General features: G+C 58.3%; 11 protein-coding genes and 1 pseudogene. 7 read left to right on the forward strand and 5 right to left on the reverse strand.

Features of this window, described 5'->3' with window-relative positions:
- The first annotated feature begins 11 nt into the window (after positions 1 to 11).
- Positions 12 to 1,133: a CE1758 family FMN-dependent luciferase-like monooxygenase gene (locus HMPREF2562_RS10245; RefSeq protein ID WP_070546015.1), complete on the forward strand. Its 1,122-nt coding sequence runs from the start codon at positions 12 to 14 to the stop codon at positions 1,131 to 1,133.
- Positions 1,133 to 1,900 (forward strand): FMN reductase, encoded by a 768-nt coding sequence (locus HMPREF2562_RS10250; protein WP_049171746.1) that lies wholly within the window; start codon positions 1,133 to 1,135, stop codon positions 1,898 to 1,900. Before HMPREF2562_RS10245 ends, HMPREF2562_RS10250 begins: the two co-directional genes overlap by 1 nt.
- A gap of 50 nt (positions 1,901 to 1,950) precedes the next feature.
- Here HMPREF2562_RS10250 and HMPREF2562_RS10255 read toward each other — a convergent pair whose 3' ends face one another.
- A complete protein-coding gene (locus tag HMPREF2562_RS10255) occupies positions 1,951 to 2,142 on the reverse strand; it encodes a hypothetical protein (protein WP_049191052.1) in 192 nt (63 codons plus the stop codon).
- Positions 2,143 to 2,660: 518 nt separating this feature from the next.
- Between HMPREF2562_RS10255 and HMPREF2562_RS10260 the strand changes: the two genes are divergently transcribed.
- Genes HMPREF2562_RS10260 through HMPREF2562_RS10270 form a run of 3 tightly spaced genes read left to right on the forward strand, consistent with a single transcriptional unit; the run spans position 2,661 to position 4,582 of the window.
- A complete protein-coding gene (locus HMPREF2562_RS10260) occupies positions 2,661 to 3,254 on the forward strand; it encodes a hypothetical protein (RefSeq protein ID WP_016421574.1) in 594 nt (197 codons plus the stop codon).
- A 45-nt stretch (positions 3,255 to 3,299) separates the two neighbouring features.
- On the forward strand, positions 3,300 to 3,974 hold the full coding sequence (locus HMPREF2562_RS10265; RefSeq protein ID WP_005511744.1) for a hypothetical protein: 675 nt from the start codon (positions 3,300 to 3,302) through the stop codon (positions 3,972 to 3,974).
- Positions 3,975 to 3,982: 8 nt separating this feature from the next.
- Complete coding sequence (locus HMPREF2562_RS10270) at positions 3,983 to 4,582, forward strand: hypothetical protein (RefSeq protein WP_016421572.1); 600 nt, start codon at positions 3,983 to 3,985, stop codon at positions 4,580 to 4,582.
- Between the two features lie 140 nt (positions 4,583 to 4,722).
- On the opposite strand, the gene HMPREF2562_RS10275 is transcribed toward HMPREF2562_RS10270, so the two are convergent.
- The 3 genes from HMPREF2562_RS10275 to HMPREF2562_RS10285 form a co-directional block, all read right to left on the reverse strand.
- The gene (locus HMPREF2562_RS10275) at positions 4,723 to 5,376 is read right to left on the reverse strand and encodes a response regulator transcription factor (protein WP_016421571.1); all 654 of its coding nucleotides are present in this window, start codon (positions 5,374 to 5,376) and stop codon (positions 4,723 to 4,725) included.
- A gap of 133 nt (positions 5,377 to 5,509) precedes the next feature.
- Positions 5,510 to 6,616 (reverse strand): histidine kinase, encoded by a 1,107-nt coding sequence (locus HMPREF2562_RS10280; RefSeq protein WP_246819349.1) that lies wholly within the window; start codon positions 6,614 to 6,616, stop codon positions 5,510 to 5,512.
- Positions 6,617 to 6,879: 263 nt separating this feature from the next.
- Positions 6,880 to 10,263 carry a heterodisulfide reductase-related iron-sulfur binding cluster gene (locus HMPREF2562_RS10285; protein ID WP_070549977.1) on the reverse strand — a complete coding sequence of 1,128 codons (3,384 nt, stop codon included), beginning with the start codon at positions 10,261 to 10,263 and terminating at the stop codon, positions 6,880 to 6,882.
- Between the two features lie 373 nt (positions 10,264 to 10,636).
- Here HMPREF2562_RS10285 and adhP point away from each other — a divergent pair, with 373 nt between their 5' ends.
- Positions 10,637 to 11,698 carry an alcohol dehydrogenase AdhP gene (gene adhP, locus HMPREF2562_RS10290; RefSeq protein WP_070549978.1) on the forward strand — a complete coding sequence of 354 codons (1,062 nt, stop codon included), beginning with the start codon at positions 10,637 to 10,639 and terminating at the stop codon, positions 11,696 to 11,698.
- A gap of 22 nt (positions 11,699 to 11,720) precedes the next feature.
- Here adhP and HMPREF2562_RS10925 read toward each other — a convergent pair whose 3' ends face one another.
- Complete coding sequence (locus HMPREF2562_RS10925; RefSeq protein ID WP_070549979.1) at positions 11,721 to 12,119, reverse strand: NAD(P)-binding domain-containing protein; 399 nt, start codon at positions 12,117 to 12,119, stop codon at positions 11,721 to 11,723.
- On the opposite strand from HMPREF2562_RS10925, the pseudogene HMPREF2562_RS10300 reads away from it, so the two are divergent.
- Positions 12,085 to 12,315 (forward strand): annotated as a pseudogene (locus HMPREF2562_RS10300) (AMP-dependent synthetase); the annotation flags it as partial. The gene HMPREF2562_RS10925 and the pseudogene HMPREF2562_RS10300 overlap by 35 nt on opposite strands.
- Positions 12,316 to 12,550: the final 235 nt, after the last annotated feature.

A 12,550-nucleotide genomic window follows, 5' to 3' on the forward strand; every position in this document is an offset into this window, starting at 1 on the left:
GATTGAGAATTATGCAATTCGGAATTTTTACAATTGGCGACGTCACAAAAGATCCCACGACTGGACAAATCCCTACTGAACATGAGCGCATTAAGGCAACTGTCGCCCTAGCGAAGAAGGCTGAAGAGGTCGGCCTCGATGTATTTGCTACTGGCCAGCACCACAATCCACCGTTTGTGGCACCGGCGAATCCGCCGATTTTATTAGCCAACCTCACAGCACAGACCGAAAATCTGATTCTGTCGACCTCGACAACGCTGATTACCACCACCGACCCCGTGCGCATCGCCGAGGATTACGCCTACCTCCAGCACCTTTCCGAAGGTCGCATTGATCTGATGATGGGCCGCGGCAACACCGGGCCGGTTTATCCGTGGTTTGGCAAGGATATTCGCAAGGGAATTCCGCTGGCCATCGAGAACTATCACCTGCTGCGCACCCTTTGGCGTGAGGAGAATGTGGATTGGCAAGGTCAATTCCGCACTCCGCTGCAGTCATTTACGTCCACACCGCGCCCGCTCGACGGTGTAGCACCTTTCGTGTGGCACGGCTCAATCCGCTCCACTGAGATTGCTGAGCAGGCCGCCTTCTATGGGGACGGCTTCTTCCATAATCACATTTTCTGGAATATCGAGCACACCACAGCCATGGTCAATCTCTACCGCCAGCGCTATGAGCACTACGGTCATGGTGCTGCTGATCAGGCAATCGTCGGGCTTGGCGGTCAGGTCTTCGCCGCTGAGACGGAGAAGAAGGCCAAGGAGATTTTCCGCCCATACTTCGACAATGCCCCGGTCTATGGACATGGGCCATCTCTGGAAGAATTCGAGAACATCACTCCACTGACCGTCGGCACGCCTGAGCAAATCATCGAACGTTACCTGGGCTATGCAGACGCCGTTGGCGACTACCAGCGTCAGCTTTTCCTTATCGATCACGCCGGCCTGCCGCTGGAAATGGCGTTGGAGCAGGTTGAAATCCTGGGAACCGAAATCGTTCCGGTCCTGCGTGAAGAGTTCGAGCGCCGCCGTCCGGCGCACGTGCCTTCCGACCCGCCGACGCATGCCTCGCTGGTTGCCGAGGGCGCAGATTCCCCGCACCTTCTCGTCCGCCCGGCTGAAAGGAATCAGTAGTGAAAAAGCTCGTCGTCGTAAGTGCCGGTGTTTCCGATCCATCAACCACGCGCATCCTTGCCGACCGCATCGCGGAGGCCGTCGAGGCGCAGGTCTCCAAGCGTGGCGAGGGGGTCCAAGTTGAGTACGTCGAGCTGCGCGAACTCGCTGTCAGCCTCGGCACTGTGATGTCCACAGGGCTTTACGACGAAAAATTGCGCGCCGCCCTCGATACTGTCAGCGGTGCTGATGGATTGATTGCCGCGACCCCGGTGTTCGCAGCGTCCTACTCTGGGTTGTTCAAGATGTTTTTCGACGCCCTGGATAAGGATGCGCTGACTTCCATGCCGGTCATTATTGCTGCGACGGCTGGCACAGCACGACATTCGTTGGTGCTGGAGTATGCGATGCGTCCGCTGTTTAGCTACCTGCGCGGCACGGTTATGCCGACTGCTGTATTTGCAGCCACTGAGGACTTTGGTGCTGGCGATGGTGCCGGAAATGGCGCCGGCGGAGTGTCCGGCGCGGAGATGAATAATCGCGTGGTGCGTGCAGCTCGTGAGCTTGCCGAGTACCTTGTCGGTGTTCGCTCGGCCGTAGTCGGTTTTGGTCCAGATTTTGGGAACGAAGCTGAAGAAAAGGGTGCGGAGCATTCAGCGGGCGGGGCCAGCGAGGGGAATCGGGGTGTTGGCGAGCCGAACCAGCGACGCAGTACAAACACGCGGGTGGATACTAATGTCACGGATTTTGCCACACTGCTAGAGGGGCTCGACGGCACCGCGAAGTAGCCGCGCTCACGTGAAGGGGCGGCAGAGGAGGGGTAGGGGGTCAGCGCTCTTTAGCGGCACCACGGGAGGTTGTAGTAGTCGCAAGAGAAGGTATCGGAAAGAGCGTATTCCTTAACCTGCAGGTCGTCGCTGCTGGTTGTAGCTGTCGGTGCTGCGGTAGCGGCCGGAGCGCCGGTCAGCGCGCTCAGGGAAAGTGCTGCGGATGCAATGGTGGTAGCAAGAACGGAAGTGCGTCGAAACATTAGGTAGTACTCCGAAAGATATCTGCCTCGGCAAAGTGTCAGGGCTTTGTGGACTGCCGGACTTCGCCAGTGATTAATAAAGAAATCATAACTATTTAATCAAGAGTGTGAAGTGTGGAGGTCTCTCTACCTGCCCGCGCCTGGGGGTGGCCATTCGGCTACTCTCTGGTGTCTTTATGTAGGTGGGCTAGTGGCCGAAATGTTGATTGTCTAGTACCAAGTGGCCGACCGAGGCATTTTTGAATTGGTTCAAAAGGCGTAGTTCTAATGCGTTTAAATTGATCGACGAAATCTTATTGTTGCGCCCATAATTGCTGGTCAGGGTCAATTAGATGTCGTATTTTCGCGTGACAGAAATCGGTGGGATTCCATTTTTACTATGTGGATAATCGCTGCGGCCGTCGTAAAGTCAGTCGAAAATTTTCCATTACAAAACGCTGAATTTCGACTTACCTTTGCAGGTGTCAGTTCAAGTATTTCCTTACGAGTTGCTCGTCACATCCTGAAAGGATTTCGCCGTGAAGAAGACCCTGCTCTCCGGCTCCATTGCAGCCCTGGTTACCATGTCCTCGCTGGCTGTCGCCCCGATGGCGGAAGCTGCCCCAGCCCCTACCCCGGGCACCGTCGGTGGCACCTGCTCCGTTGAAGGCCAGTCCGGCCAGTCCCTGAAGATCACCGGCTCGAAGTTCGAGGTCGAAGGTACTGCGACTGTCGCTAACTACGGCGACACCGACCTGCCGCTGACCCAGACCCTGAAGGAGGGCAAGACCAAGTCCTGGAACGTCGGCGGTTCGGTCGACTTCGACCTGCTCAAGCTCTTCCATGTCACCTTTAGCGCCGGCTACCAGTCCACTCAGACCTGGGAAGTTGGCCAGACCCTCGGCCCGTACCCTGTCAAGCCCGGCTACACCGGTGTTCTGGAGTATGGCTTCCTGAATCAGTCCTTCGAAGGTACTCACCTGACCTGTAAGGGCGGAAAGTGGATTGACGCGGGTCGTCCGTACTGGGGCACCATCCCGAAGGAGCGTCACATTCGCGTTTCCATGCGCGCCAACGAAGCTGACCGCTCCGTGGACGGTGCTGCTCCGCAGGTCAAGGAGTACGCCGTTTAAGACGGCCAGAGCCCCTAAAGCCTCGAAGCAGAAGGAAGTTTCTCCATGTTGAGCCTGAAAAAGAAGGCCCTGGCCTGCGCGGTGATGGGTGCAAGTCTTCTTGCACCAGGCATCGTTGGACAGGCCGCGGCGACCCCGCTGACCCAGACCCCTGACCAGGATGAGCACCACACCGGTTTCACCAATACGGATAAATGTGACCCGGTCAAGGATGCCAAGCGTCACCCCTGGGAACAGTGGATTACCGACGAATGGGACCGCTACAATGGCACTAACTCATTCACCAACCGCACTGACCGCCCTATTCAGTACACCCTCGAGGTGACAGAGGGAGTCAACGAGTCTGTGAAGGCCATGAGCTCCGGAAATATGTGGGACGTGTTCCTCCACGGGGTGAAGAACAAGTACGGCATCGTCGAGGTCAGTCAGTGGTCGGTTGGCGACAAGCTGGGCCCGGTGACCGTCAACCCCGGTGAGACCGTTCGCGCAGACTACGGCGTGCACATGAAGTCCTTCATTGGCCGTGTTCGCACCTGTGACCAGAAGACCGGCCTGTGGCGCGGTGAGCCCTACTTCGGTGAGTACAACGGCAAGGGGCCGTCGACTCGCTTCGTGGTCTGGCACAAGACCACCAAGGAGGGCGAGCACCGTCAGCAGTGGGCGCCTGTCAGCGGTAACTCCGGTGACGGCGGCCCGGCATCCGCCACGATTAACGACTAGGAGCAGTTATGAAAAAGCGTGTTGTCGCCATGTGCTTGACGACGGTCTTTGCGCTCGGACTCGGTGCTCCGACAGCGGTGGCCGCCCCGAATCCAGGAGCCGGTGAACCGTTCGCGCCGGAGGAGTGGGTACCAGTGCCCAAGCCGGCGGCAGTTGACCGCGGTCCGGCACCGGGAACCACTTGTGAAGCTCCGGGTTCGGTGGCTGAGTTCGTGGAAATCACCGGCTCTCGCTACGACGTTGAGGGCGTTGTTTCTACGAAGAATGACATCGGTGATGAGCCGATTCCGCTGACGCAGACCATCAAGGAGTCCAAGACCAAGAAGTGGTGGACCAATATCTCTGTCAGTGTGAAGGTCAGTAAGGAGCTCAACCGCAAGTACTCCTGGGAATACTCCCGAGAGATGGTTTGGAGCCTCGGGCAGAAGATCGGACCGTACGAAGTGCGCAAGGGTGAAACTGGTCGTCTGAGCTGGGGATTCCTGGTTGACGAGTTCGCCGGACAGACTGTTCGCTGCAACGCCAACTCGAAGACGTGGGAGCCAATTGGGCGCACCTACTTCGGTGTGGCTCCGCGCGAGCGACATGTCGAGGTGACCATCCAGTAGTTACACAGTTCTCTCTCCACACTCAGCACGGGTAAAAGGGGCATATTCGCGAAAGTGAATATGCCCCTTTTTGCTATCCATCTCGGGCCTGCAAAGGCTCAATTCAGAGCCGCTAACCGGCCAAATCTCAGAGCCCCTGGTTATTCTGCGGCAGCGGATGCCGGCGGGTGGAAGCCTGCGTCTATTGCTTTCAGCGCCAGGTCCAGGCGAGAGGTAGCTCCAAACTTATTGAACATGCTGGAGAGGTGCTTCTTGATAGTGCCCGGCGACTTGCCGAGTTCCTTGGCGATGTCGTGGTTTGACTTACCGCGGCAGATCAGGCCGAGAACCTCTCGCTCGGCTTGAGTGATCTTGTACGAGGAAATGTTGCGGGACGGCAGGGTTTTAATCAGCCGAGTCGCAGAAATCGGTGAGATGACGGTGCCGCCCTGGAAAACATCTTCAACGGTGCCAATGACGGATTCCGGGCGGGCAGTTTTGAGAATGTAGCCATTTCCGCCGAGACTCAAGATTTTCAGCATTGTTTCATCGGTATCAAATGAGGTGATAGCGATGAATTTCGGTGGATTCTCCACCTTCTTAATGCGCTCAAGTAGCTCAACGCCGTCCATGTTAGGCATATGAATATCGGTCAAAACTACGTCAACGCCACCACGGGCAATAATGTTGAGAGCCTCGTGGCCATCGCTGGCTTCATCGACCACGGTGATATGCGGTGCCTTCTTGAAATAGGTTCGCAGCGTCGAGAGTACAAGTGGGTCGTCATCGACAATGAGAACCTTAATGTCAGACATCCGCGAACCTTTCATAGAAGTTATAAAAACCGAACAATATCTGTCATCGTGTGATATTACTACGCTAACCAGGACTTTTCGAGAGATATCTTCGTCACAGGCGGCTACTACATCAATCTTACGCTAGCGTAACCTACTGGTTGGTAGGTGGCATGTGGAGTTTGCAATTCCACACATTTCCTTCTCGTTCTGACGTGATGGAACCGTCCCATGGTCGCACTCGCCGATGCAGTGAGGAAAGCCCCAAACCGCTCGAGAGCATCGCCCGCGGCAGAAAATGCGGTAGCGCCTTCGATATCTGATTGCTGATGTCGAGCGTGAAGCCATCTTCCTCGTTGCTCAGCGCCAGAATGTGAACGTTCGTTTGCGGTTCGCCGTACTTCTGAATGTTCGTGCAGAACTCCGACAGCGCCGGCGAGATAACCTCTGAAATCTGCGTCAAAGAGGGCTCGGTTTCAATCTTCGTGGCCAGCGAAACGTTAAACCCAGCTTCCTGCAGTTCATCCTTGGCCTGTTGAAGCACCCTGCTCATGCTGGGGACTCGCTCATCCTGGCCGATAGCGGAGGTCAAAGAACTCTCGTCGTCAGCTGATTTCAGCAATGAAAGCAACTGGCGAAGCTGTAGCAGGCCTTCTCGGGAGGTCTCTGCGATGTCCTCCAGGGATTCTTCAAGTTTTTCATCGGTCCCTTCTCGCTCGATGGCGAGCGCCTGCGCCAGCATGGTTACGCGAGTAAAGGACTTGGCAGTGGAGTCGTGCAGTACGGTCGCCAACTCAAGGCGTTGCTCTTCCAGAGCGCGGTTAGATTCAATCGTTGCCCGCCGGCGTTGTTCTTTGTAGCGACTGCGCATCATGCCGATGGCGTAGGCAATTACAAAAAGCAGTGTTGTCACAAAGGTCGCGACATGGTCACGTGCGAAAGTACTTGTGTTGACGTCGTAGTTTGAGATCACCAACAAGAGCAACGCAGTGATTCTCGCCGGCATCTTGTTGTTGTTAGCACGCATCACTTCCACGATGAGAAGCGCGCAGAAAATCTGCATTGGAGCCTGCTCTGTGGGAAGGAAAGTCAATGCCAAGAAATTCGCTGGGACAACCACCATGGCAAAAAGTGGCAGATAGGTCGCCACTGCAACAAGAATGACCTGAAGGCCACCGATAATGGTCGGCAACAACAGATCAGAGTTGCTCTCGCGGAAAACTAGCGCATCGAGAGCCGTGAGAACCAGCGCAATGACCATCTCCACTGACCCCGGAGTCCTCAGAAAGTCCCTTATCTGTGACAGCGATTTCTTAATCACTACGCCAAGACCTCTTTCCACACCACAACGCGGTCATCTCTAACGGGATGCAGTAATCAATATGCAGTAATCAATATATTGTCAGTGCGGTTGAGAGTGCCATTTGCATGATTAATGCCGTGGCGCAGGGATCGTCGTAAAGCACAAAAAATCCGCCCGGGAAGAATAACCTCTCGGGCGGATTCCTGCTTACTTAGCGAGCGCTACTTACGTCGCGCCGATCCTGGCAGCGGAACTCCGTGCTGGTTGCGCGGAAGGTTCTTAGCGCTTGCCGACGGCGCCTGCGTCTCCTCGGCTGGGGTCTCAGTGGCCTGCTCGGTGGAGGTGGCATCTTCCGCCGACTGCTGTTCGGTAACCTCTGGTTGCGCCGGAGCCTGCTCTGCCTCTGGCTGAGCAGGAGCCTCCTGAGCTTCGGTTTCCTCTGCTGCCGGGGCAGGGGTGCTAGCGACTGGCTTGGCCTTGCGTGCGCCACCTGGGATTGGAGCGCCCTTGCGTGCGCCGCCCGGAACCGGAGCACCGGATGCGGTCTTCGGCTGCTCAGCTGCTGGCTGGTCAGCTGCTGGCTGCTCGGACTCGGTGGCCGCTACTTCAGCAGCGGTGTCCTCGGCGGGAGCGGTTTCCTCGGCCTTCGGCTTGGCGGCCGGGGCTGCCTTCTTAGCACCACCTGGAACCGGGGCACCCTTGCGTGCGCCACCCGGAATCGGAGCGCCCTTGGTTGCCTTCGGAGCCTCAGCCGGAGCTTCGGTTTCTGCAGCTGCTGGCTCTGCCTGCGCGGCCGGCTTAGCGGCCTTGGCGCCGCCCGGAACTGGAGCGCCCTTCTTAGCGCCACCTGGAACCGGTGCGCCGGCCTTTGCTCCGCCTGGCTTCGGAGCGCCGCCCGGAGCTGGAGCACCCTTCTTGGCACCGCCTGGGGTCGGGGCGCCGCCCTTTGCACCACCTGGAACCGGGGCGCCGGCCTTGGCGCCGCCTGGCTTCGGAGCGCCACCCGGAGCAGGAGCACCCTTCTTGGCGCCACCCGGAGTTGGTGCGCCGGCCTTGGCACCGCCTGGCTTTGGAGCACCACCCGGAGTCGGAGCGCCCTTCTTGGCACCACCTGGGGTCGGTGCGCCGCCCTTGGCACCACCCGGCTTCGGAGCACCACCCGGAGTCGGAGCGCCACCCTTGGCGGCAGCGCCTGCAGCAGCACCAGCAGCTGCGGCACCAGCGCCGGCAGCGGAAGCCTTCTCTGCCTTCTTCTTCTCGGCAGCCTCAGCCTTCTTGCGCTTAGCTTCCTCTTCCTCGAGGCGCTGACGCTCTTCCTCTTCAGCCTTCTTCGGATCGACCCAGCCACGCTCCGGCTGCTCAATCCACTCCGGTTCGCGTGCCTGCGGCAGCTCGCCGTCGACCTTCACGGAGTCGCGGAGCATCTGGGCGATGTCCAGGACCTCCGGCTTCTTCTCGTCGTCCTCGATGACGTTGTTGACGCCATCGTTCATCATCGTCTTACAGAACGGGCAGCCGATGGCAATTGCCTCAGCGCCGGTTCCGACAGCCTCTTCGGTGCGGTTTACGTTGATGCGCTGACCGATGGTCTCTTCCATCCACATGCGAGCGCCACCAGCACCACAGCAGAAGCCGGTGTTCTTATTACGTGGCATTTCGACGAGGTTGGCGCCGGACGCGCCAATCAGCTCACGCGGAGCTTCGAATACCTTGTTGTGGCGGCCCAGGAAGCATGGGTCGTGGTAGGTGACCTGGCGGCCCTGACCCGAAGCAACCGGCTGCAGGCGGTTAGCACGAACCAGCTTGTTCAGCAGCTGGGTGTGGTGGACAACTTCGTACTGTCCGCCCAGCTCCGGGTACTCGTTCTTGAAGGTGTTGAAGCAGTGCGCACAGGTGACGACAATCTTGCGCTGCTTAGGCGGCACACCGTCGAAGACCTCGTCGAGCTGCTCGATGTTCTGCTCAGCCAACATCTGGAAGAGGAATTCGTTACCAGCACGGCGAGCGGAGTCGCCAGTACAACCCTCGGCCTGGGAGAGCACAGCGTACTTCACACCTGCGGTGTAAAGCATCTCTGCAACAGCCTTGGTGGTCTTCTTCGCATTGTCGTCGTAAGCACCGGCACAACCGACCCAGAACAGGTACTCGGTATCGTCGAAGCTCTCGACATCCTCGCCCCAAATCGGGACAACGACGCCTTCCTTGCGGACCTCATTGATCCAGTCGGCGCGAGTGGAAGCGTTCTGGCCCCACGGGTTGCCCTTGGTCTCAAGGTTCTTGAACAGGCCAGCCAGCTCGGTCGGGAAGTCCGACTCCACCAGGACCTGGTAGCGACGCATATCAACGATGTGGTCGATGTGCTCAATGTCAACCGGGCACTGCTCAACACAGGCACCACAGTTGGTGCAGGACCACAGAACGTCCTGGTCGATGATGCCCTCGTCGCCGTCGCCAACCAGCGGCTTGGTCAGGAGTGCTGCGCCAGCACCTTCGCCCTCGCGAGCGGTTTCGATGGTCTCGCCAGCCAACAGGTACGGGGCAGAAGCGTAAGCGTGGTCACGCAGCTGGTTAACCAGCAGCTTCGGGGACAGCGGCTTGGAAGTGTTCCATGCCGGGCACTGCTCCTGGCAGCGACCACACTCGGTGCAGGAGGTGAAGTCCAGCAGAGCCTTCCAGGAGTGGTCGGTGACTACGCCGGTGCCCATGGAGTCAACCTCCGGGTCAGCCTCTTCCAGGTTCAGGATTTCGCCGTTAGAGGTCATCGGCTTAGCCCCAGCGAGGGCGTTGTAGCCGTCAGCGTTGCGCTTGAGCAGGATGTTGGCGAACGCCAGGAAGCGGTGCCATGCGACACCCCAAGTTAGGTTGCGGCCAACAACGAAGAGCCAGACCATACCGGACAGCAGCTTAATCAGCGCGAAGATGGACACCATGACTTCGGAGGCCGGCAGAATCTGTGCGATACCACCGGTGACGAAGTTCGCCCAGGTCCAGACCTCGGCGCCAGTGTGACCGTGGTCGCCGTAGGTAGCCAGCTTGGCAGCCTTGACGAACATCATGCCCAGGCCCTCGATGAGGACGACGGCCTCAACGAAGTAGGCAGCCTTGGCGTTGGAGCCGTAGAAGCGGCTCAGGCGTTCCTTGCCCAGGTTGGTCTGGCGGACGAGAATCAGTGCCAGGATACCCAGGGTGGTGCCCAGGCCGAGCAGTTCGTCGATGAAGTGCCAGGCTGTCAGATTCCTGAGGATTGGCCAACCACCGGCTGGCCAAAAGGTCTGAATGTAAGCCTCGAACCACACCAGGGAGCCGAGGAGGAAGCCCACCATGACGAACCAGTGAGCCACAGCAACGCCGGGCTTCTTGGCCATCTTGGTGTGACCGACGATCTCTCGGATCATGGTCCAAATACGGGTTCCCCATTCACCGGTGTGACCGTATGTCTTTTGGCCCACCATGATGGTCTTCACCATATGGGTGAATCCCTTGATAAAGATGAACCAGCAGGGCAGGGACAACAGGACGCCAATAACGCCGACTGCGACGGTGAATCCGGTAGATTCCGGAATCGCCGTGTCAGCCGTCGCTGCGGCGAGGTTGAGCACGCTCATAATGTTCCTTCTAGGCTGGCTCAGCCAGGGTGATGGCTGAGTGAAAATAGTTCTCTTGTGAGTTGTATCACGAGCCAAGGACGTGTACATAACTAACGCCGTAATTAGTGCTGAAATCATGGCTATGCGGTGTAACCTGCGCGTTTTCGGCGATTTTCGCAACGAATGGGTTTCTTAATTCCGTCCGCTGATCATGCTCTAAATATGTTTCATTAGAAAAATAAGGGTTTACAGTGTGGCGTGCGTCACTGTATGCTGACTTTTGCGCCCCACAGTTTTACAAACGAAACGAAATATACTAATGCAAACCGTTTTTAAAAAGCGTGGGGTTGCACGTCAGTTGTTTTCCGACCAGTCAAGGAGTTGATTGATTATGACCTCCGTGCAGCCAGACCGTGTCCGTTCTGGGCAGTTCTCCCAGTTCACTGCCGCAGTTGTTGATGAATTCGGGCCAAACCTCAATGTTCGCGACGTCGATCTGCCAAAGCCGGGGCTGAATCAGGCGCTCGTGAAATTGATTGCCTCCGGCGTCTGCCACACTGACTTGCATGCGACAGAGGGGGACTGGCCGGTGAAGCCGGAGCCGCCCTTCATTCCGGGGCATGAGGGAATCGGTGAGGTGATCGAGCTCGGTCCTGGAAAGCATTCGGTCAGCGTGGGTGACATTGTCGGCAATGCATGGCTGTGGTCCGCGTGTGGCGACTGTGAGTACTGCCGGACCGGTCGTGAGACTCAGTGCAACGACGCCGAGTATGGCGGCTATACCCAGGACGGTTCCTTTGGCGAGTACATGCTGGTCGACACGCGGTATGCCGCTCGCATACCGGAGGGCGTGGACTACCTGGAGGCTGCGCCGATTCTCTGCGCCGGCGTGACTGTATATAAGGGCCTCAAGGTTTCCGAAACGAAGCCGGGTCAGTTTATGGTGGTCTCCGGCGTCGGTGGATTGGGGCATTTGGCGATCCAGTACGCCAAGGCGATGGGTATGCGTGTAATCGCCGTGGATATCGCGGAAGACAAACTCGACCACGCAAAGGAGTGGGGTGCCGAGTTCGTGGTAAACGCCAAGGATGAGGATCCGGTCCAGGCGGTTCAGGCCTATACCGATGGTGGAGCTCACGGCATTCTGGTCACTGCTGTCCATAGGGATGCGTTCGGCCAGGCTCTTGGTATGGCGCGCCGCGATGGAACCATTGTCTTCAATGGCCTTCCGCCGGGGGAGTTCCCGGCGAGTGTGTTCGACATTGTCTTCCGCAATCTCACTATTCGTGGTTCACTTGTCGGCACGCGCCAGGATATGGCCGAGGCTCTCGACTTCTACGCCCGCGGGCTGGTCAAGCCGACCGTTAAGGAGTGCTCGCTGCATGAGATTAATGACGTCTTCGAGCTGATGCGCCAGGGCAAGATCGATGGTCGCATGGCCATTCGCTACTAGCCCCAGGAGTTAGTTGGCGCTTCTATTCCTCGACCGCCTGCCTCATCTGATCTGCAGATAGCCACACTCCGAAAAGGTCGCCGTCGGGCCTAAATCGCTTGCCGACGCTCACGTCAACGGGCACGGGTTCAAATCCGAAGGCTTCGACTGTTGCTCGTGCGGCCTCGAGGGCCGCCGGGTCAGTCGACATGACCGCGATTGCTCGGCGCGGTGCGCCCTCGGCGATCTCTTCCGGGGTTCGGTAGTCGCTAATCAGTTCTTCATAGGAGACGTGGTTTAGCGTCTTGGCGATGTGGGCCCCTGGGGATCGCTTGGCGAGGTCCGCCGTTGTTACGGACTCTGCGGAGTTGGTTCCGGTGGCCTCCCAGGGGTTGGTGGCGTCCGCCGAGCCGTCCGCTGAGGTGGCGGAGTCGATCCTCAAGTACTGCCACGACAATCTGGCGCCGTACAAGAGGATTCGCCGCCTTGAGTTCTACGAACTGCCGAAGACGGTGTCCGGCAAAATTCGCCGTGTTGACCTGCGTAAACGCGAAGGTGAGATCCATGCCAGTGATGGCGGCGAGTCCAAGGCCTCGACCGAGTACGCGGACACTGACTTCCCCGGTCTGAAGGGGTAGGGCGGTAGGCGGGAGGTCGGCGGTCAGCGTCGGCCCCTCCCTGGGCGGTCTTGGCCCCGGTGCGGCCTTGCCTCCCCCCCCCTTGAAATGTTTTTGCCAGCTTTTTGTAGGAAGTAACCGCGAATTCGGCGCTACTTCCTACAAAAAGCTGGCAAAAACGTGCGTGTGGTGCGCTGGTGGGCGTTCGCGCCGACATTTACCGCGCACACGTCCCGCACCCCGCACTTCCTGCACG

Origin of the sequence: Corynebacterium sp. HMSC077G07, from assembly GCF_001809225.1 — a bacterium.
Taxonomy (GTDB): domain Bacteria; phylum Actinomycetota; class Actinomycetes; order Mycobacteriales; family Mycobacteriaceae; genus Corynebacterium; species Corynebacterium jeikeium_D.